The sequence below is a fragment of the Vibrio sp. 10N.286.48.B8 genome, from assembly GCF_003050085.1.
Classification (GTDB): Bacteria; Pseudomonadota; Gammaproteobacteria; order Enterobacterales; family Vibrionaceae; genus Vibrio; species Vibrio crassostreae.
On record NZ_PIGD01000024.1, the window covers coordinates 25,883 to 46,826 of the forward strand.

Sequence of the window (20,944 nt, forward strand, 5' to 3'; positions counted from 1 at the left end):
CTTCCCGTAAGGGTAAGGTCAAACATAAATTCAAGAATTTGATCTTAGTGGTGCATTAGCTGGTGGATTCAATTTGGGAATGAGAGAGGGGAATAAAGAATGTGCGACTATAATCTACAGGCTAATACCATCGATTTGCTACTTTGAAGACGTAATTAGTCTTTCAATAACAGCTTTCGTACAACAACAGTGCATTAATCATTCACTACTGATTGTAGATTTAAGCGGTGGTGATAAAATAGCGCCCAAAATTTAGTGATATTTTTCTGTTACAGGCTTTGTAATGGCGAGCACTAAAAGAATCACCTACATAATCAAGGTATTTAAATGACGGTTAAAACTCGTTTTGCTCCTAGCCCAACTGGCTATCTTCACGTTGGTGGTGCACGTACTGCACTTTACTCTTGGCTATTCGCTAAAAACCAAGGCGGTGAATTCGTTCTACGTATCGAAGACACAGACCTTGAGCGTAACTCTCAAGAAGCGGTTGATGCAATTCTAGAAGGCATGCAATGGATGGGTATGGAATGGGACGAAGGTCCTTACTACCAATCTAAGCGTTTTGACCGTTACAACGAAATGGTTGATAAGCTACTTGCTGAAGACAAAGCATTCAAATGCTACGCGTCTAAAGAGCTGCTTGATGAAATTCGTGCAGAGCAAGAAGAAAACAAAGAAATGGCTCGCTACGATGCTAACCACCCTAAAATTGTTGCAGCAAACGAAGCAGCAAAAGAAGGCGATGCGTGCGTTATCCGTTTCCGTAACCCTAAAGAAGGCAGCGTAGTATTTGATGACCAAATCCGTGGTCGCATTGAAATCGCAAACAGCCAACTTGATGACCTGATCATTCGTCGTACAGACGGTGCACCAACTTACAACTTCGTAGTAGTAGTGGATGACTGGGACATGGGTATCACACACGTTGTTCGTGGTGAAGACCACATCAACAACACACCTCGTCAAATCAACATCTATGAAGCACTAGGCGCGCCAGTTCCAACGTTCGCTCACTGTGCAATGATTCTTGGTGATGACGGTGCGAAACTTTCTAAGCGTCACGGTGCTGTTTCTGTAATGCAATACCGCGATGAAGGTTACCTACCAAATGCATTAAACAACTATCTAGTTCGTTTAGGCTGGTCTCACGGTGACCAAGAGATCTTCTCTCAAGAAGAGATGATTGAATTCTTCAGCCTGAACGCTATCAGCAAGTCTGCTTCTGCATTCAACACTGATAAGCTACTTTGGTTGAACAACCACTACATCAAGACATCTGAGCCTGAGTACGTTGCAAAATACCTGCAATGGCACCTAGACGCACAGAAGATCGATACAACAAACGGTCCAGCTATCACTGAAGTGATCAAGCTAGTTGGCGAGCGTTGTAACACGCTTATCGAACTTGCTGAGCAATCTCGTTACTTCTACGAAGATTTCTCTGAGTTTGAAGCGGGCGCAGCGAAGAAGCACCTACGTGGTGTAGCTAAAGGTCCACTAGAGCTTGCTCTTGCTAAGGTTGAAGCTCTTGAAGAGTTCACGACAGCAAACATCAAAGATGGTGTGATTGCAGCAGTATGTGAAGAGTTAGAGATCGGCATGGGTAAAATCGGTATGCCACTTCGCGTAGCAGTAACAGGTGGCGGTCAGTCTCCTTCTGTTGATGCAGTGATGGAGCTTGTTGGTAAAGAGCGCGTAATCGCTCGCATCAAGATGGCTCTTGAGTTCATCGCAGAGCGTGAAGCTAACGCTTAATTGAGCAGTTGTTAGATTCAAAAAAGGGTCAGTAACTTGGTTACTGACCCTTTTTATTTGTCTCAAATTTTATTGTCTAAACGACTTCGTTTATTGTCTAAATAACTTTGCTATAGCTGGTCGTCGGCAATCATTTGGGTTGCTTGCGCGGCTGATTTCTTATCGAACAAGATATCCATCATCGCTTTGATGCGTTCCATATCGTCACCAAACTTGGAAAAGTTGCCGCTATTCGGCGCCTTAAACTCTACGTTACCAACGCGCTGTTGATCTTGATAAGCCGAGATCTTTGCGTCTGCCACAAAGGTTCTCAAATCCCAGCTCCAACGAGATACGTAATCTAGCGTGACTTCTTCAGGCTTGTGTTCAGAGCCGTCTGCGACAACCTTACACTTAACTTGATTGTTCAAACACCAATCGAGCATCGAATCAAGAAACACAGTGCGCGTCTTGGTGTCTTCTACGATGGTGATGTTTTTAATGTTGTTCGCTTCTGGCAGTGCGTTTCCTGAATATTTAGGAGCACTACAACCTGCGAGTAAAGCGACAGCAGCAACGGCTAACCAGTTTTTCATTACGTATCCTAGATTTTCTTGAAGATGATTGAAGTGTTGATGCCGCCAAAGGCAAAGTTGTTGCTCATCAGATATTCAACATCCAATTCGCGACCTGAGCCCGTGATGTAATCGAGCTTGCCGCACTGTTCATCGACATTCTTAAGGTTTAGGGTTGGGCTGAACCAACCGCTATGCATCATCTCTAGGCTGAGCCACGCTTCAATTGCACCACACGCACCAAGCGTATGGCCAAAGTAACTCTTAAGAGAGCTGATTGGTACTTCACCAAAGATATTCGCTGTCGCGTTACTCTCTGCAATATCACCTTTTTCAGTCGCAGTACCGTGCGCCGAAACATAACCAATTTTTTCAGCAGGAAGTTGTGCGTCTCTCAATGCTTTCTCCATACAGATTTGCATGGTTTCCATCTGAGGTTGAGTCACATGAGCCGCATCACAGTTGCTCGCAAAACCTATGATTTCTGCGTAGATCTTTGCGCCACGAGCAACAGCATGTTCGTACTCTTCAAGGATCAGGGTTCCAGCGCCTTCGCCGATAACCAAGCCATCACGCTCGCTGTCGTATGGGCTAGGGGATTTCTTGGGTGTGTCGTTTTTTAAACTGGTAGCGAAAAGGGTATCGAAAACGGCAGACTCAGTTGGGCATAACTCTTCACCACCACCGGCAACCATTACGGTTTGGTAACCATGCTTGATCGCTTCATAGGCGTAACCAATGGCTTGGCTTCCTGAAGTACAGGCGCTGCTGGTGGGAATCACGCGGCCGCGCAGTCCAAAGAACAGACCTACGTTTACCGCAGCAGTGTGTGGCATCATTTGTACGTAGGTTGTCGCCGTGATCGCTCGTGTCGATTTCTCGTTCAGCATCACGCCAAACGCACCAACGGCGTCGGTACTGCCGGTTGAAGAACCGTAAGCGATTCCGGTTTCGCCATTGGTTAATACATCGTGACCAATTAAGCCAGCTTGTCCTAAAGCATTTTCTGTCGCAACGGTGGCTAGGCGCGATACACGACCCATGCCACGCACTTGCTTACGCTTATAGTGTTTTGGCAGTTGAAAGTCATCAATTGGTGCGGCAAGTTTAGTATTGAGTCCATCATATTGCTCAAAACTTGGCATATATTGAGTCGCATTTTCACACGCTTTCAGCTTTGGCTCGATTTGTTGCCAGTCGTTACCAAAGGCAGTAACACCTGACATACCAGTTACAACAACGCGGCGGGTCATACTAAGCCTCCATTGACTGAAATCACTTGGCGAGTAACGTAGCCTGCAATATCAGACATTAGGTAACTCACTAGTCCTGCTACTTCTTCTGGCTCACCCATTCGGCGCAGTGGTACTTGAGGAAGTGCATGATCTTTCACGTGCTCGTCAACCATACCGGTATCGATTAAGCCTGGAGCGACACAGTTTACTGTGATTTTGCGTTTTGCGAGCTCTAGAGCAAGGGACTTAGTTGCCCCAATCACACCAGCTTTCGCTGCAGCATAGTTAGTTTGTCCGCGGTTACCCATGATGCCTGATACAGACGCTAGAGTGACGATACGGCCGCCTTTGCGCTTTTGGACCATAGGCATTACACAAGGGTGAAGTACGTTGTAGAAGCTGTCTAGGTTGGTATGGATCACGCCATCCCACTCTTCTTCTGTCATGGCAGGGAATGCAGTGTCGCGAGTAATGCCTGCGTTGTTTACCACACCATAGTAAGCGCCATGTTCAGCAATATCAGACTCAAGCGTTTTGCGACATTCGCTGCGGTTGCTGATATCAAATTGGATAAGACGCCCAGCGCCACCTTGCTCGGTGATCGATTGTAGAGTCTCTTCAGCACCCTGTTTGTCACCCATGTAATGAACGGCGATTTCAAATCCGTCTTTCGCGAGTTGAATAGCGATCGCTTTACCAATGCCTTTGCTGGCACCAGTGACTAAAACCTGACGGGTCATGATGGGCTCCTAGTTTTCATTTCTTGTAATTTTTGTTCAGTTGGCACGTAGACATTGAGTTGGCATTGAGCCACTAACTCGCCTTGGTCTTCGACTCTCGCGGTAAACACGGCCATACCACTGTCTTCCATCAGTTGTTCAGCATAGATATCAAGGGTCTGACCTTGAGTAAACTCATCACACAGTGATTTATAGCGACGAGATCCAAGTAGGAAACCGATAGGGGGAGTGGTGCCGCTTTTCAGAGCATGGTATCCAGACCATGCCGCTACAGACTGCGCCATAAACTCGATGCCAACATATGCTGGTACTGTTTGAGATTCGGCATTAAAGAACAGGTTATGGTCACCGATATCGACCTGACAGTGGATCGACAACGCCTCTACGCTGATAGCACGATCGATTAATATCATCGGATCATCGTGAGGGAGAAGTTGGTCTACAGAAGGGATATCAGTCATTTACTACACCAAAAATCAGGCTAATGTTGTTGCCACCAAAAGCAAACGAGTTGCTTAAGATGTTCTTTGCTTTAAGTTTCTGTGAACAGTTTACCAAATCAATCTCAATATCTTCAGCTTTATCCTGACATTTTTGTAAGGGAAGCGATAAGTCATATTTCAAAATATGCCAAGCAATTGCAGCCTCAATCGCACTTGCTGCGCCTAGAGTATGCCCGGTCAATGGCTTGGTAGAACTTACGGGAACCTTGTTTGCAAAAATACGATGAATGGCTTTACTTTCCATCGAGTCATTGAGTGGCGTTGCTGTACCATGTGCATTGATATAACCGATGTCTTCTACGTTTAACTGTGCAGAATGTAGGGCTTTTTTCATTGCCTGTTCAGCGCCATTTCCTTCAGGGTGAGGCGCTGAAATATGGTGTGCATCAGAGCTATCACCACAGCCTAATAAGGCAATGTTTGACGTGTCTTGTGCTGCATTAACACCGGCTAACTTTGTTTTGCTGAGCAACATAAATGCCGCTGCTTCTCCTATGTTGATACCATCTCGGGTTGCACTAAATGGCTTACAATGTGTTGTTGAGAGTGCTTCAAGGCCGTGGAAACCATTGAGTGTCAGCTTACACAAGGTATCCACACCACCCACTAACACGGCATCAGCCATACCTGAATCTAATAAGCGCTGGGCGGTCAGAAATACGCGGCCACTGGATGAGCAAGCCGTAGATATTACGTAGTTTGGCCCCGTTAATGCGCAATACTGGCTAACGAACTCTGAGGTATCACCAAGCTCTTGTTTTGAGTAATGGTAATCTGCTGGAAACTCGCCGTTTGCCAATTTTTGTTTGAAGGCTGCTTCACCATCGGAGATCCCAGAGGTGCTGGTGCCAATAACAACAGCAATTCTATCTACGCCAAACTGAGATTTGGCTTGCTCGATAGAATCTTCAATTTGGTGAAGAGCCGACAGCGCCAGTTGATTGTTGCGAGTGGCGTATTGCGTAAGATCTGAAGGAATCGGTGGTAGTTCACCCGCGATCTGACCAACGACAGTATGTTTACCATCGTTCAGCATATCGTGCACTTCGACCATATTTGATTCACGCTCGTCTTTCAGACAGCCATGAATATCGGTAACCTCAGAGCCTAGCGCTGAGTGGAAACCACAGTCTTGGATGTAAATAGGCATAGTGTTCAACTCTTACTTGGATTGTCGACAATCGTTGAGTTCAACGTTTGTATGGTGATGTTGTAGCCCTGGGTCAAATGTTTGAAAACAATGTCGCCTGCCGTTTTGTGTGTACCAGGATCTGTTTGGTAATCAATTTGAATGATTGCCTGTTGGTTTTCATCAAATACGGTTCTTGTTTTGTCGGTATCGACTAGGTGCCAACCTATGCTTTGTAAAGGCTGAGCCCATGCTTCAGCCGGCCATAAGGTAAGCATTAAATTAAATAGCACCTGTTCAGGTTGTGGCAAAGTTGCGCCAAGCCCAGACAAAACCTGCGTATCAATTACTTGATTCTGGTATTGCAGCGATAGAATGCGAGTACCCCAAGAGGAGAACCCCGCCAAAACCACTTTACCCGGTGTGACTTCGACTTGAACCGGAAGCTGCTGTGTATCATTTTCCCACGTAGCGCTAATCAACTGACTGGCTGTTAATGAGTATCCCAGTTCAGCTGGCAGTGGTAGTGCTAGATCGGTGTCTTGATCGATAGACACGCTCGCACCACTTGGCTGCTGAGAAACCATCGAGCAGGCACTCATTAGAATGCCCACTAGTATGGCGAAGGTTACCTTTAATGTCTGGATCATCTAAAAGCCTCTCGAGTAATTGGTCCTTCTACGTTTTTACTACTGTTGATCGCGAGTGGAGAAAGCAGCCAAGCGACAAAGATCCCTGTCAGAACCGTCACCCCGAAGCTATGAATAGCATGAGTCTGGCTCAGCGACAGTAAGCCGAATGAAAGTAGTGTTGTGAGACCTGACAAGGTGATCGCTAATAAGGTGCTCAGCGATTTCTTTTGCTCAGCAAAGAACAGGGTGTAGTCTATGCCAATCCCTAAAATCAGAATCAAACCAAGCAGGTTAAATAGGTTCAGTGTCGAGCCTAAAACTCCGGTCACCGCCAAACCTGCTACGCCTGCAATCAATGAAGGCAACAGCATTAACAGGCTTTGCTTCACACCATAGCGCCAGCCTAACAGCATGCCAATAGCTGCCAATGCTATCAATAACAGCTCGGTAATCTTGACGCGGTACTCAGCAAAAAGAGAGGAGATTTCATCCGCTTTATTGAGGTGTTTCACACCTTGCTTCTGAGCAAAGCCTGAATCCAGCCACTGTGAGAACTGCTCAGTGTCAATGACGTCTTTGATCATGATAACCGATGCTGCTTGCCCGTCGATAGGTTTTAACCAAAGTGGTCGAACGGGTTCTGATACCGGAGACTCCAAAAATCCAGATACCGTGATTGGTTCGAATTTTGGTAGTTCTGGAAACGTAGACCAACCGAGAGAGCTTTGTAATACATGGCTTTGTTGACTATAGAGTTGTTCAACCAACTGATAGTTATCATGCTGTTCTTGTTTACTTAACAAGTGTTGATTGATGCTGCGATACCCGGAGATACCTTGGCTATTGACCAGCGAATCTAAGCTTGTGGTGATTTCTGTCAATTTCTTGAGTAGCTTTTGGTCGCTCTGAGCAGTGACCAAAAGCATATTTTGACCACTGCCTAACCCTGATATCTCAGTAATGGCTTGCTCTTGTTGTTTGAGTTGTTCGGGCATAGCCTGAAGCTGGCGAATATCGTCGTCGTAACGAATTTGACTGAGTGACATCAAGCTAACGACAGTCACTGTTAACGGTAAGCCAATTCTAAATTTTGGGTTGCTCCAAAGGCTTAACCAAGTATGCCAAAGTTTCGACAGGGGAAGAGGGCGCTCTTGGCCTGGTTTTGCCGCTAAAACGGGGTACCAGCACACCACACTGGCGTAAGCTGCGATCAGTCCAATCGACGAAAACAGAGCCAGTTGCTGCAAGCCTGGGAATGGCGCAACCAGTAGCCCTAAGTATCCGATTAAGCTGGTGATTAAACCTAGAGTGATGGCAATGAAAATATGCTTTAGGCCTTTATCGCTCTGCCAGTGGCTTCCTGCGGCCAAACGGTCAGTGAGATAGTGAAAAGAGTAATCGATGGATACGCCAATCAAGCTAGCGCCAAACACCAAGCTGAATAGATGCACCTTACCAAAGATAGCGACAGTGCTTGCCAGTGCAACCAATAGTCCTGTACTGATTGAGAGTAAAGATAAGGCAAGTGGTAGCGTACTACGAAATGTCAGCCACACCAATAAAATAACGCCTGCCAATGAGCCCAAACCAATGGTACTGATTTCTGATTTCGCGCTTTCGGTACCGTAATTGGCGTAGAACACCACACCAGTATGCTGCACCTTGACGCCAAATTGTTTTTCGACCTCGCGCTCAATTGAATCAAGATCTGGAAGTTGTTCTTGAATCGCCAAGCTATAAGGTGAGCCCGCCAGAGTAGCCGTGACTAAAATATGAGTTTGCTCATTCGACTGAGCCGTGAGATAGCCCTCTTTCAGAACAAAGTTACTTGATTGGACGTCAACAGCACTGATGTAGTCACGAAATAACAAGAATGGGTCGAGAGATAACTCTGCTGCAGTGACGCCTGAGAATGGATTGTACAGAGACTGAATGACATATTGTGCTCGCGAATCAGGCGAGTGTGTTAGCGTCTCTTTTTGTTGTTGGGTCAGCAGTTGAGATCGGTGACGAAAATAGAAATCGCTCCACTGGCTTTGAGTGCTGGCGTTGATTTTACCTTGAACTTGCTTAAACAGAGTTGGCTGACTTGAAAAAGTTCTTTGGTTGAGAGCTTTTTCAAAAGCGTCGGTCGCAACCATGGTTTGTTCGATATCGGGAGCGCTTATGATAAATACCACTTGCTCGCTCATCGAGCTGGATATCTGCTGAAAGGCTTGCTCTACCATTGGGTCTTGCTGGTTTTCGGGCAGTAACTTTAGAATGTTGCTTTCAATCGGTACCGACGAAGAAAAAGCGAATTGTTTGATCAACAACCCGCTAAATAGCATTACAACAACAAGCCAAACAAGGGCAAGACTAGAGTTGGAATTGTTTCGCTTCAGCATCTGATAATACTTCCGGTAGATGGCTTAACTGACTGAATTCGATCACTGTGCTATCTCCACGAATCTCTTTCAACTCAATACGTTCAATATCGCTGTTGCCTTGCAGCGTGATCGCCTCAAACACCGCATTCATCGGTGCATTTTTTGGCTTTAGAGTCAGTGTCCATGCTTGTACATTTTCATCAGAGCTGGTGTTAGTTGCGGGCTCAAAATCGAGTGCGAACTGTTCCTGAAGTTTTTGCGTGTCCCCATGAAACACTGACAAGAAGATATGGCTGAAATAAAACGCCATTGGATTTTCTTTGTCGGTGATGATTTTTGCGGGTTGATCGGCAAACCTTTGGCTCAGTTTGTTATCGGTGAGCACTAAGTTCACGGGAAACGGAGTGGTTTGCGTCCAAAGTAGGCCACTTGATTTGTCTAACAGAAATGTACCTTGCGACGTTAAAGGCTGGGCGAACATCTCCATATTGCGTGTTTGAGTGAACTCACCACGCACAATACTATTCTCGCTGAGCACCGTCTGCAGCTCTGAAATAGAACTGACAGCTGCAGAGTTTTCTTTGGCGCCTACAAGGCCGCTTGCCATCATCGTAGTAAGTCCAATTAGCGCGATATTGATGTATTTGCGACTGCGTTTAAACAGATTCATGGTTCACCTGCTGTGGGTTAGAGGTTTGTGTTTGATGTTCAGTTGCTAGAGGTAAGCAACCAAATTGGTGCCAGTGTTCGACTTTGTCAGTAAACACTTTGGGTGAGGCAAAGCACATCTCTTGTTCTTCGATGGTGACGGCAACCTGCATGGTGTGAGCACGTGTCATTCGAGCACCGGTTAGAGCATCATGAATTTCATAATCGACGCGCAGGCGATTTTCCCACTCGGTGAGTTTCGCCGTTACCTTAATCTTGTGATTAAACGGTATCGCCTTAATGTATTTCACGCGGGTATCGATGATAGGCCACATGTAGCCAGAATCCTTCATCTCATGGTAGTTGTACTCAATCTTATCCATCATGATGCGCCTAACTTCTTCAAAGAATCGGAAGTAGTTGCCGTGATAGATCACGCCCATTGGGTCGGCATCTTGGAATGAGGTGATAAGCGTCACCTCAGATTGTAATGGGTGAAGGATTTCAGACATAAATCGCTCTCAACAATATTGCGTAAAGGGTTGGCTACTTTATGAGTAAAGTGACCAGTGCTGACTTTGAATACGAGCAATGAAATGGCGTAGATCGCCTTCAAGTGGTCGATCTTCTACGATAAATTCAAACTCCTTAAGCACTTCGTCGCGAATGTGCTTGAGGTTCTCACTCATGTGGTGCTCATCAAGCTCATTGTGGCGCTTACGAAGTTCGAGTGCTTGTGTCCCCGCCAATAGCGACGCTGCTGCCACTTGTTCGGTTAGCTCTAGAACGCGTAAACAGTCACGAGCTGCGATGGTGCCCATACTCACTTTATCTTGGTTGTGACACTCAGTTGAGCGAGAGAATACGCTTGCTGGCATGGTGTGTTTCAATGCTTCTGCTGTCCAAGCTGAAACGCCAATCTGTACTGCTTTAAAGCCGTGGTTGATTGGCTTACGTTCGCCTTCAGCACCCGTTAGGTTGAATGGCAAACCGTTGTTGAACTTGTAGTCCATCAGCTGAGCCATTTGACGGTCAAGCAGATCAGCAAGGTTCGCAACTGCAGTTTTTAACGTATCCATCGCCATTGCAATGTGTCCACCGTAGAAGTGTCCACCATGCAGTACGCGTTCATTATCACCATCGATAATCGGGTTGTCGTTGGCACTGTTTAGCTCGTTCTCGATCATTTGGCGTAGCCAAGGCAGAGAGTCTTGAACCACGCCGATAACATGTGGAGCACAGCGCAGAGAGTAACGATCTTGGAGTCGATCACTGTTACGTGGCGGGCGATCCGCTTGCAGATCATCACGCAGCCATGCCGCAACTTGCTGCTGGCCTGGATGTGGTTTAACAGCAAATAGCGCTTCATCGAAGTGGAAGTCATTGCCATGCATGCCGACAGATACCATTGCGGTGATCTTAGTTGATAGCTGAGCTAGATATTCTGCGCGTTTGTAGGCGATACAAGCCAGTGCCGTCATCACTGATGTACCATTCATCAATGCTAAGCCTTCTTTTGGCTTGAGTTTGATAGGGCTAATGCCTAGCTCTTTGTAGACGTCACTGGTTGGGCGAATTTCACCCTTGTAGATAACATCGCGCTCGCCGATCAGGGCTGCAGCTAAGTAAGACAGAGGCGTCAAGTCGCCACTAGCACCAACAGAACCTTCTTGCGGAATACGCGGTGAAATATTTTGGTTGATCAGGGTAACGATTTGATTGAGCAGATCGTGAGTCACACCAGAGACACCTTGCGACAACGAACAAAGACGCGTTGCTAATACTGCACGAGCTTGCTCATGAGACAGTATTTCACCCAAGCCACAACCGTGGAAGCGTGTTAGATGCAATGGTAATTCATCAACAAGGTTTGGTGGGATTGCTACGGTACATGAATCTCCGTAACCCGTTGTCACGCCATAAATCACGCCTTCTTCTTTCAACAGGCGTTCTAAGAAAGCGACACCTCGGTCGATCTTAGATGTGAACTCGTTACTTGAATTCATCGAGGCTTTTGCGCCCTGTGAGATAGCGACAACATCCTCAATCGTGAGGCGTTCGGCACCAAAAGTGATGCTATTTGGATTCTTTTTCGTCATGGTGCTGGTTGCTCAATGTCCAAAAGTTAAAAAAGTTGTACCACTGAAGCGGTGCTTGCAGTGTGTAGTGCTGAAGTCGGTCTGCGTATTTCTGCACGACTTGCTGTAAAGATTGTTCGCGAGTCTTTCTTGGTAGCTCGATTTTGTCGCTAAAATGCTCGAAATAGACATTAAAATGCGGCTTAGATTGTGAGTCGTCACGTAGGCCAAACAGTAAAAATACGGGTGCTTTTAGCACAGAGGCTAACATAAATGGACCTTGAGGGAATGGAGCTTCCTTACCTAAGAACTCAGCCCATACTGAGCGGCTCTCTTTGCTGGTGGAAGTTCTATCGCCAACAATTACGATCCATTCTCCTTGCTCCAACTTCTGTTGTAATAAGATAGCCGTATCTGGCCCCATTGATGTCACTTGAATCAGGTTTAAATCAGACTGCGGGTTAACTGCTTTCATTACTGAATTAAAACGTTCAGCGTGCTCAGTGAAAACCAGAGCGTTGATTTTAATGTTCGAGTGTCTGCGACCCAAAGCTCGGCACAGCTCAATATTGCCAAGGTGAGATCCAAGGATTAGCACACCTTGCTTATTTGCCACCATGCTCTCGAACTGGTCTTGGCCATGAATAGTCAGGTTATCTGCCGAGAAATCACCTTTCCATGCCGCGAGCTTGTCGAGCATCGTATGGCCAAATGAAAGCAGATGGTTGTAACTGGTTAGTTCTCCGGGGAGCTCAATATTTTGCTGTTCCGTATAGGCTTTTAATTGGAATAGATATTGTTCGGAAGCGTTTCGCGCACGCTGGCCCGTCAAGTGGTAGTAACGCATCACACCACGCAGAATGAGGTTGAACACACCGCGACCTAACAGGGTATAAATGGCTAATAACAGCTTAATGCCTAATACTGTGCCGCGTTCTTTAGTGCGGGACCAGTGTGGTTGTTCAGAAGCTTGCGGCTCTGAATCAGTCGATAAATTTGGGTTATTATCAGCTGAATCGGATTTGAAATGGCGAGCAATCAGTTTTGGTGCTCTTGGCAGCATGCCGAAGAATAGACGTGTATGCATCCAACTGATTTTGACGTTATCCCACAGCGCATCGAAATGAGAGATGCCGTTCTCAGGATAGATAACGCGCGTTTCAACGAAGTCTATGTCGCAACCTTCCCAATACAGGCGAACCAAAATCTCGATATCGAAGTCCATTCTCGAACCAACATCGTACTTATTCAACACAGTTTGAGTTTGGTTGATAGGATACGCTCTAAAGCCACACATGCTGTCTTTAATTGATAAAGAAAGGGTTTCTATCCATACCCAGATATGTGTCGCGTAGCGCCCATAGAGCCTTGCTTTGGGTACGCTGTCGTCGTAGATAGGCTGGCCTGATATCAGACGTTGTGGCTTAGCTTGTGAGGCCTCAATCAATGTTGGCAAGGCTTCCAGGTCGTGTTGCCCATCAGCATCTATCTGAATAGCGTGGCTAAAGCCTAGTTGCTGCGCTTTTTTGATTCCGGCTTTTACTGCGCCGCCTTTACCTTGGTTCTGTTCAAGCGTCACCAAGGTTACGTTTGAATTCTCTGCTAGGGGAGACAGAAACTGTTTTGTTGTGAGTTCACTGCCATCGTCAACGATGATGATCGGTAACTCAAAATGATGGAGTGACGACACCACAGCCGGCATGGTTGCGCCATGGTTAAAGCACGGGATAAGGAAGCAAGCCTTGTAGCTGCTTTCTTTTGTGTGGTGTTGAGAAGTAGCCTCGACGGGAGTGCTATTCACTTTTCTCTCCCAGCTTCATTTTGCCTGAAGAGTGGGTCTGTTCACCGTTGTTTGAGGTGTAACTGAAGCTCAGCTTGTCTTTGTCAGCATCCCATTTGAGTGATAGCTGGATTGTAGCATCAGGCAGGATAGGCTCTTGGAACTTGATGACTTCCATTCCTTTAAAGAAACCAGGAACGCCTAACTCTTGGATTGCGTAGTGAAGTGCCCAATCAATTTGCGTGACGCCAGGTAGAATAGGGAAGCTCTTGAAGTGCCCCTTAAAATCGGTGATATCTCCGCTAACATGAAGTGTCAGGGTCGATTCATTTTCTACCGTGTCTACAGCAATGATGTTTGGTTTTCTTTTATCCATAGGGCGTGCTTAGAATCCTTGGGCAAATATTGGTTCTTTGACAAAAATATAAAAAGATAATCTCAGTGTAAAATACGATCAGCGGTTTCTATGATTTTATTAGCTGTTCTATGTGAGACGTTAATCGCTTGCCTTGGCTGTTGAGAGGAATCTCATCAACAATACGATACTTTCGTGGGATAGCGATTGGCTCTAACCACTTTCTGAGCTCTGTACGCAGCATCAACCAGAATTTGCCTTTGCTCATGGTCGATAGAGCGGCTTGGCCTTCATCTGATAATACCAAAACAGAGGCTAAGATTAATCGCTCAGGCTCCTCAAATGGAATCACCACGCATTCGCTTATCCAAGGCAGTTGCTCCAGTCGTTTCTCCACTTCAACCAGTGATACTCGTTTTTCTTCTATCTTGATCACGCGGTCGGTTCGGCCTTTCAATATGAATTGATTATCCGAGACCATTTCGCATTCATCAGCGGTTTGATACCAGCTATTCTTATCGATGTAGGGCGACAATAACTTAATGCAATTCTCACTGTTGAGACTAGCCTCAATACACTCAAAAAGTTGCCAAGGGGTTTGAGCGCTCTCTTGTTGGCGAAAGGCGATGCCACCGGTCTCTGTGCTGCCAAATACCTCGATAGGTAAATGTCCTAGTAGATCTCGTGACTGGTGAGCCGACTCGGTAGGCAATGGACCACCCGAAGAGAAGATTCCTGCAAGTTGTACCTTGTTGGTCTCATGCTTTAATCGTTTAAGTAGCGCTGGGCTGCTGATCAGTACACAGTTTTGATTTGCGTGAGATAAGATCTGTTCTGGGTATTCAAGGTTGTGTCGAGCAAATGGAACACCAGAGCATAGTGGCCATAAGATTCTAAACAGCAAACCATAGATATGTTGATGAGAAACGGTGCTTTGGATTTGGTTTCCCTTGAGTAACTCCCCCCAGTTCTTGTGTAACTGAGCGGTCTCAATATCGAGGTGTTCTAACGTTTTATCTATCGCTTTTGGCGTGCCACTTGAACCTGAAGTGAACAGAGTTAATGGGACTGTTGCCAAATCAATGGTCGTAAGATTCTCGGTTAGAGGTTTTTGTGCTTCAGTGTTTGAATCCAATAAGGTTTGGATATTACGAACGTCACTCACCTCAACTTCGCCAATCGAGTTATCAACTAGCAGGCAATCAAACTGCTTACTTAACTCAGCAAGCGCACATGGCTGGTAGTTGCCCGGTAAGATGATGTGTTTGTTGGCTGCTGCACATGCCAAAAAGGCCACCGCAAATAGGTAGCTGTCTTGGGTACAAATCGCGATTCGTTGAAAAGGGGATAAAGACAAAAATTGTACGAGTTGAGATAAGTCGTCGTTAAATGTTTGCCACGTAATCTCGCTATTGTCGTCAAAGCAGACAATAGATTCAGGGGTTCTGTCCTGGCTGAGAAGCTCAGACAACGAGGTGTAAGATACGGTTTGGGTCATAACAATTTAACTCTGACGAATGCGCTGTCTTACTACCCACTCTCCTGCAAAGAGTAACCCTGCAAACAGATAGCTGAGTAAGCCATTGTATAGGGTCCATACTTCTAGCGGTTGGAAGCAGGTGTAAAGGGCAATAGAGCCATTGATAACAAAGAACAAGCACCACACTTTGGTGACTTGTCGTGTGTAATCAACGCCACTTTGCGGAAGTTCAGGCTCTTGAAGGCGAGCAAGACGTTCGATAATCGTTTGTGGTTGCCATAGGCTCGAAGCGAATACAACCAGCATACAAACATTAACGATAACGGGATAATAGGTTAGCCAGCCGTGTTGCTTAAAGGCTAAGCCTAAAGCCAGCAGAACAATACCGGCACTTCCACTGATCCAAGCTAGGTGTTTTAGCTCTTTGATTTTAGCCTGACCGCCGGTGAAAATGCGTACAGCAAAGATAGCGGCTAAGGCAATACCAACGGTTTGTAAGCCAAACTTGTTGAGTCCAAAGTAAACCGCTATTGGATAAGTGAAAAGTATAATTGCCGACAGTAAAGTCAGCAGAGGACGCATTAGGCGTCCTTCAATAGTTCAACCACAGATTCGACAACGTCATTAACGGTGCGCACTGCTTTGAACTCTTCAGGTTTGATCTTCTTACCTGTGACGTTCTGTAGGTGAACGACCAAATCAACGGCATCAATGCTGTCTAGGTCTAGATCAAGATAGAGATGAGCTTCAGGGGTGATATCTTCAGCATCAAGCTCGAACAGCTCAATAAGCGCATCTTTAACCTGGTTGTATACTTCTTGTTGGTTAGCTTGTGTCATAAAGATCTGTCTAGTTATTCGTTTGAGAAGAGATGTAGTTCGCTAGATTTTCAACTGACGCAAAGTGCTGTCGAGTGTTTGAATCATCTGCATCGATAACAATGTTGTACTTTTTCTTGATAGCAAGGCCAAGCTCAAGGGCATCGATAGAGTCCAGTCCAAGTCCATCACCAAATAGTGGAGCTTCCGTTTCAATCTCATCAATGCTCATGTCTTCAAGGTTCAATGCGTCGATGATCAGTTGTTTCAGTTCGTTGTGTAATGTTTCCACTTTGGCCTACTTAATGCTTTATCTGAATGCTGCTTTAAGGGGGCGATTCTACATTATATGAGGTATTTTCGAAATGCCGATATCGCCTGTTATGTTATTGATACGCTAAATGTTTTCTTCGGAAGGGAAAATTGTTTGTGCAAGATGATGATTAAGGCGCCTTGCTGCCGAAGTTAAATTATTTGAGCCTTCAATAAATGGTTCGACTTCTATTTTACCTTTCACCGCGACATGAAAAAAGGGCTTCGACGCAGGAACTTGATACCATTTTTTCTCTTTCGTTAAGAATGTCGGAGAAACCGTAATATGAATCACGCGTAAATCGGTTTGTGTTCGAGTCGCGATTTGTGCCGCCCCACGCTGTAAGGATGGTTCAATTCCTGGCGTTGTGCGAGTTCCTTCGGGAAAAATCAGCAGGACATTGCCACGTGAGAAGCGTTCTTCACAGCGCTCTAAAAGATCGTCAGGGGCTTGGTTCGGTATATAACCTGCCGCTTTGACAATCCTTTTCATAAAAGGGTTTTCCCAAATGGCCGCTTTGACGAGGCAATCACATTGAGGAAGTTGGGATGCGATCAGCACATAGTCAATCAAACTTGGGTGGTTTGCGACGATAATGCAGTTACGGTCGTTACGCAGTAGTTCTGCACCATCAATTCGGTAATCGATTGCTCCGGTGAACTTCATGATCTGGCAAAACGCATTGAATGAGAAACGGATTAATCGCTGTGCTTTAAGCTCTCTTTTAATGGTATTGGGAGTGGTTAGCGCGATAGTCGGTAAGATTAAGAAGCTCAATACTAAGCCACCCAAACCAAAGATGGTAAAGCAGAGGCCTGTCGCGAATACTCGCCAATACTGGTCTACTCTGCTCATTACGCTGTACCTGTCTCGGTGTTATTTACCCAAGACCAAGTTTGGTGCTTGCCAGCAATAGCCCACTTATTTGTACCTAATAAGATATGTTGGAGCGTTTGTAACCCTTGTGGTAACACGGAAGATGCTTGGTTGGTCTCTACTGTCCTAGTAATAGAGTATTCACTGCCAGCGGTGAGCACTAAGCCCAGCGCATAATCAGCAAAGTTCTGTGTTTCGTACTCTTGGTAGAGCTCGGGCAGAGGTTGGTCGAAATCGATAACTAACACTCGATGCGACGGATATTGATGAAGGTAAAGATAAGCTTCGATCAGAGCGTTATGGAAAGTATCTTGCCCTGCGGCTATTGAAGTCAGTGGAATCGGTGCTTTGGCGGCAATGGTGGTTAGACCGGCTGCGGTATTATGTACCGACTGCGAGAACGCCATTGGTGAGGCATCGTCACCTTCTAATATCGACTGAATCAAAGTGGCGGTTCGATGCAACTCACCATGTCGGCTAGCAAAGACCAGATAATCAATCGAGGTGTCTTTTAATAGGGTTAACGCGGTTTGGGCAGCAAGTTTGCTTTGCACACTCATTCGGCGGCGCATCATTGGAGGAATAGCTTTAAATTCAGTTGAGCCATCTTGTGGCCAATCTAAATTAGTGCTCCACGCTTGCCATTCAGCAATAGAATTGAGCCCCGCTGAATTTGCAGACCATTTCTCAATATTAAACGACATTAATTGGGATTGATTTGACATAGAGTATTGATTTGCTTTGAGTCTAACTAAATACTATGCGCGCTTATAAATAAACACAGATAAGGAATTTAAATGAAATTACTAAAAATAGCAGTTTCAATGTTATTCATATTCGTTCTTGCAGGATGTGGACGCGTCCAACCTGTAATGAATGTTGAGGATACTCCAGTTGCACTGAATCTTCAAAGTAAACAGGTTAAATCAGCTATTTCTGAATCTGCTGAAAATCGAGGCTGGTTGGTTTCAGAAATAAAGCCTGGTTTGATCCGCGCTGAATTGTATGTTCGTTCGCACCACGCTGTGGTTGAAATTCCTTATAGTGATAAGTTTTACTCTATTCTTTACGTTGAATCAGAGAATTTGAAGTACGACGATGGTGAAATACACCGTAATTACAACCGTTGGGTTAATAACTTAAACGTTGATATTAAACGTAAGCTTGCGCAAATGGCAGCTGAGTAACTCTCTATTATTTAAAGTTAGGTTTTTCGTGTCGGAATATAAATTAGATCCATTCAACGCATTAGAAGCAAAAACAGAAGCGCAGAAATTGTCTTTCGCTCCGATTGTTTTTCATACTGCTCGTACACTTCGTGATTTAGGCATTTTGAAAGCGTTAGATGACGCGGGCAACGAGGGTTTACCAGCAGAGTCTATCTCTGAATCGACCTGTGTCTCTGAGTACGGCGTGAAAGTCCTGCTCGATATGGCGTTAAGTGCTCATATTGTGACTTGGGAAAAGCCTAACTACAAAATGGCTAACCTTGGTTTCTACCTTCTGCATGATGGTATGACTAACGCAAACATGGATTTCACAGCCGATGTTTGTTATGCCGCGATGATGCATCTAACAGAAGCGATTGAAGAAGGCACACCTGCAGGCTTGAAAGAGTTGGGTGATTGGGAAACCATTTACCAAGGCTTGTCTCAATTGCCAGAAAAAGCCAAAGAGAGTTGGTTCAAGTTTGATCACTTCTATTCGGATCGCTCGTTCCCTGTGTTACTTGAAAAAGTCTTCAGCAAGAAACCTAAGTCGCTGGTGGATATCGGCGGCAACACGGGTAAGTGGGCGATGCAATGCTGCAACCATGATGCGGACGTTGAGGTGACGATTGTTGATTTGCCACAGCAGCTAGAAATGGCAATGGCAAACGCGGCAAAGCATGGTCATCAAGAGCGAGTCACGCCATTCCCAGCGAATATGCTCGATAAACAGCAAACTCTGCCAACGGGCGCGGATGTTTGGTGGATGAGTCAGTTCCTTGATTGTTTCTCGCCAATGGAGATTCTGAGCATATTAAAGCGCGTTCGCTCTCATATGTCAGAAGATGCGACTGTCTATATCCTTGAACTGTTTTGGGATTCACAGAAATACGATGCGGCTTCTTATAGCTTAAACGCGACGTCTCTCTACTTTACCTGCTTGGCCAATGGCAACAGTCGTTTTTACCGCAGTGAAGATTTCTTAGAGATTGTTGAAGAAGCGGGCTTTGAAGTGGTAACGCGTACCGACGATATCGGTCTTGGTCACACGCTTCTAGAATTGAAAGCTGGCGCGCAATAAAAATAACAAACATGGCTTAAATAATGAAAAAACTATCAACTCAAGTGGTGATCATCGGAGCTGGGCCATCAGGGTCTATTGCTGCGTCTTTACTTCATAAAAAAGGCATCGATGTTCGAGTGATTGAAAAGAGCGTATTCCCTCGCTTTTCTATTGGTGAAAGCCTATTACCAGCTTGTATGGAAGTGATTGAACAGGCTGGGATGACTGACGCAGTGATCAACGCTAACTTCCAATACAAAGATGGCGCTGCCTTTCGCAAAAATGGCGTTTATACGGCGTTTAATTTTGAAGACAAGTTCTCTTCTGGCCCTGGAACTACGTTTCAGGTTCAGCGAGGTGCCTTTGATAAGGTTTTGGCAGATACGGCTGAGGCGCAGGGTGTCTGCATTGATTACCAACATGAGTTAATGGGCATTAATTTCACCGACGACAGCACCATTTTAGATGTACAAGTGCTGGGTGGAGAGCGTTATCAGATAGAAGCGCAATACGTTCTGGATGGCAGTGGTTTTGGTCGAGTGCTACCAAAAATGCTTAACTTGGCAGAGCCGTCATCGCTCCCTCCACGCAAAGCTATTTTTACGCACATTAACGATCATATTGCAGAGGTGGATACCGATCTTGAATATGACCGAAATAAAATTCTTATCTCTGTGCATCCAACCAACCCTGATGTTTGGTATTGGTTGATCCCGTTTAGTAACGGTGTCTCTTCGTTTGGTGTCGTAGGAGAGCCTAAGTTCTTTGAGTCCTATCCAGAAGACAAGATTGCTGCAATTAAACAGCTGGCAGCGGAAGAGCCGGGCTTGGCTGAGATACTGGCAAGCGCCGAGTATCCAAACCCTGCGGGTGAAATTGGTGGCTATTCTGCCAATGTAAAACATTTGGCGACGGATAAGTACGCGTTGCTTGGCAATGCTGGTGAGTTCCTTGACCCGGTGTTCTCGTCAGGCGTGACGATTGCGATGAAGTCGGCACAGTTTGCGGTTGAGTGTGTCGAAAAGCAACTTAACGGTGAGAAGGTAGATTGGGAACGCGATTATGCCGCTCCTTTGATGGTTGGTGTAAACACCTTTAGAACGTATGTTGAGGGGTGGTACTCAGGTACTTTGCAGGATGTGATTTTCTATCAAGATCCAAATCCAAAGATTAAGCAGATGGTGTGCTCAATTCTGGCGGGTTACGCATGGGATCAAGCCAACCCTTATGTGAAAGAGTCTAAGCGCCGATTGGCGACACTGGCTGAGATATGCCGAAACTAGGTAATCGATTTTGTATGTAGCAATACTCTAAATTGCCACGATGGATCGTCATAAATTAAAAACAGCCGCAATGTGCGGCTGTTTTTGTATCTGAAAAATATGGGCGGTCAGCTTAATCGGATTTA

At 45.6% G+C, this 20,944-nt stretch carries 22 protein-coding genes; 4 read left to right on the forward strand and 18 right to left on the reverse strand.

Annotation, left to right across the window (positions count from 1 at the left end):
• The first annotated feature begins 327 nt into the window (after positions 1 to 327).
• Entirely contained in the window at positions 328 to 1,755 is a 1,428-nt protein-coding gene (gene gltX, locus CWO08_RS20805; protein WP_108021018.1) for a glutamate--tRNA ligase, read from the forward strand.
• 110 nt (positions 1,756 to 1,865) lie between these two features.
• Here gltX and CWO08_RS20810 read toward each other — a convergent pair whose 3' ends face one another.
• From CWO08_RS20810 to CWO08_RS20895, 18 genes are all read right to left on the reverse strand, one after another.
• On the reverse strand, positions 1,866 to 2,330 hold the full coding sequence (locus CWO08_RS20810; protein WP_061034130.1) for an Sbal_3080 family lipoprotein: 465 nt from the start codon (positions 2,328 to 2,330) through the stop codon (positions 1,866 to 1,868).
• Positions 2,331 to 2,338: 8 nt separating this feature from the next.
• Positions 2,339 to 3,562 carry a beta-ketoacyl-ACP synthase gene (locus tag CWO08_RS20815; RefSeq protein ID WP_108021019.1) on the reverse strand — a complete coding sequence of 408 codons (1,224 nt, stop codon included), beginning with the start codon at positions 3,560 to 3,562 and terminating at the stop codon, positions 2,339 to 2,341.
• Positions 3,559 to 4,284, reverse strand: coding sequence for a 3-ketoacyl-ACP reductase FabG2 (locus tag CWO08_RS20820; protein WP_108021020.1), 726 nt, complete (start codon positions 4,282 to 4,284; stop codon positions 3,559 to 3,561). The genes CWO08_RS20815 and CWO08_RS20820 overlap by 4 nt, the downstream gene beginning before the upstream one ends.
• Positions 4,281 to 4,745 (reverse strand): hotdog family protein, encoded by a 465-nt coding sequence (locus tag CWO08_RS20825; protein WP_008218193.1) that lies wholly within the window; start codon positions 4,743 to 4,745, stop codon positions 4,281 to 4,283. The genes CWO08_RS20820 and CWO08_RS20825 overlap by 4 nt, the downstream gene beginning before the upstream one ends.
• A complete protein-coding gene (locus tag CWO08_RS20830) occupies positions 4,738 to 5,937 on the reverse strand; it encodes a beta-ketoacyl-[acyl-carrier-protein] synthase family protein (protein ID WP_108021021.1) in 1,200 nt (399 codons plus the stop codon). The genes CWO08_RS20825 and CWO08_RS20830 overlap by 8 nt, the downstream gene beginning before the upstream one ends.
• Before the next feature lie 5 nt (positions 5,938 to 5,942).
• A complete protein-coding gene (locus CWO08_RS20835; protein WP_048659797.1) occupies positions 5,943 to 6,566 on the reverse strand; it encodes a DUF3261 domain-containing protein in 624 nt (207 codons plus the stop codon).
• Positions 6,563 to 8,935, reverse strand: a complete 2,373-nt coding sequence (locus CWO08_RS20840; protein WP_108021022.1) for an MMPL family transporter — start codon at positions 8,933 to 8,935, stop codon at positions 6,563 to 6,565. The genes CWO08_RS20835 and CWO08_RS20840 overlap by 4 nt, the downstream gene beginning before the upstream one ends.
• Positions 8,907 to 9,587 (reverse strand): outer membrane lipoprotein carrier protein LolA, encoded by a 681-nt coding sequence (locus CWO08_RS20845; RefSeq protein ID WP_107899475.1) that lies wholly within the window; start codon positions 9,585 to 9,587, stop codon positions 8,907 to 8,909. Before CWO08_RS20845 ends, CWO08_RS20840 begins: the two co-directional genes overlap by 29 nt.
• Entirely contained in the window at positions 9,574 to 10,077 is a 504-nt protein-coding gene (locus CWO08_RS20850; protein ID WP_017062279.1) for a thioesterase family protein, read from the reverse strand. Before CWO08_RS20850 ends, CWO08_RS20845 begins: the two co-directional genes overlap by 14 nt.
• 39 nt (positions 10,078 to 10,116) lie before the next feature.
• A complete protein-coding gene (gene hutH, locus CWO08_RS20855) occupies positions 10,117 to 11,664 on the reverse strand; it encodes a histidine ammonia-lyase (RefSeq protein WP_048659799.1) in 1,548 nt (515 codons plus the stop codon).
• Positions 11,642 to 13,444, reverse strand: a complete 1,803-nt coding sequence (locus tag CWO08_RS20860) for a glycosyltransferase (protein ID WP_108021023.1) — start codon at positions 13,442 to 13,444, stop codon at positions 11,642 to 11,644. The genes hutH and CWO08_RS20860 overlap by 23 nt, the downstream gene beginning before the upstream one ends.
• On the reverse strand, positions 13,437 to 13,799 hold the full coding sequence (locus CWO08_RS20865) for a 3-hydroxyacyl-ACP dehydratase (protein WP_048659801.1): 363 nt from the start codon (positions 13,797 to 13,799) through the stop codon (positions 13,437 to 13,439). The genes CWO08_RS20860 and CWO08_RS20865 overlap by 8 nt, the downstream gene beginning before the upstream one ends.
• A gap of 88 nt (positions 13,800 to 13,887) precedes the next feature.
• Positions 13,888 to 15,276 carry an AMP-binding protein gene (locus tag CWO08_RS20870; RefSeq protein WP_108021024.1) on the reverse strand — a complete coding sequence of 463 codons (1,389 nt, stop codon included), beginning with the start codon at positions 15,274 to 15,276 and terminating at the stop codon, positions 13,888 to 13,890.
• A gap of 6 nt (positions 15,277 to 15,282) precedes the next feature.
• On the reverse strand, positions 15,283 to 15,840 hold the full coding sequence (locus CWO08_RS20875) for a septation protein IspZ (RefSeq protein ID WP_048669155.1): 558 nt from the start codon (positions 15,838 to 15,840) through the stop codon (positions 15,283 to 15,285).
• Positions 15,840 to 16,097: an acyl carrier protein gene (locus CWO08_RS20880; protein WP_004739745.1), complete on the reverse strand. Its 258-nt coding sequence runs from the start codon at positions 16,095 to 16,097 to the stop codon at positions 15,840 to 15,842. Before CWO08_RS20880 ends, CWO08_RS20875 begins: the two co-directional genes overlap by 1 nt.
• Positions 16,098 to 16,107: 10 nt before the next feature.
• Positions 16,108 to 16,368, reverse strand: a complete 261-nt coding sequence (locus tag CWO08_RS20885) for a phosphopantetheine-binding protein (RefSeq protein ID WP_004736154.1) — start codon at positions 16,366 to 16,368, stop codon at positions 16,108 to 16,110.
• Between the two features lie 105 nt (positions 16,369 to 16,473).
• Entirely contained in the window at positions 16,474 to 17,244 is a 771-nt protein-coding gene (locus CWO08_RS20890) for a 1-acyl-sn-glycerol-3-phosphate acyltransferase (protein WP_048661930.1), read from the reverse strand.
• Positions 17,244 to 17,990 (reverse strand): beta-ketoacyl synthase chain length factor, encoded by a 747-nt coding sequence (locus CWO08_RS20895; protein ID WP_181360059.1) that lies wholly within the window; start codon positions 17,988 to 17,990, stop codon positions 17,244 to 17,246. The genes CWO08_RS20890 and CWO08_RS20895 overlap by 1 nt, the downstream gene beginning before the upstream one ends.
• Before the next feature lie 72 nt (positions 17,991 to 18,062).
• Between CWO08_RS20895 and CWO08_RS20900 the strand changes: the two genes are divergently transcribed.
• The 3 genes from CWO08_RS20900 to CWO08_RS20910 are packed head-to-tail and all read left to right on the forward strand — an operon-like array spanning position 18,063 to position 20,819.
• Positions 18,063 to 18,452, forward strand: a complete 390-nt coding sequence (locus tag CWO08_RS20900; protein WP_017062271.1) for a hypothetical protein — start codon at positions 18,063 to 18,065, stop codon at positions 18,450 to 18,452.
• Between the two features lie 28 nt (positions 18,453 to 18,480).
• Entirely contained in the window at positions 18,481 to 19,554 is a 1,074-nt protein-coding gene (locus CWO08_RS20905; RefSeq protein WP_108021026.1) for a methyltransferase, read from the forward strand.
• Between the two features lie 23 nt (positions 19,555 to 19,577).
• Positions 19,578 to 20,819, forward strand: coding sequence for an NAD(P)/FAD-dependent oxidoreductase (locus CWO08_RS20910; RefSeq protein WP_017062269.1), 1,242 nt, complete (start codon positions 19,578 to 19,580; stop codon positions 20,817 to 20,819).
• The last annotated feature ends 125 nt before the right edge of the window (positions 20,820 to 20,944 follow it).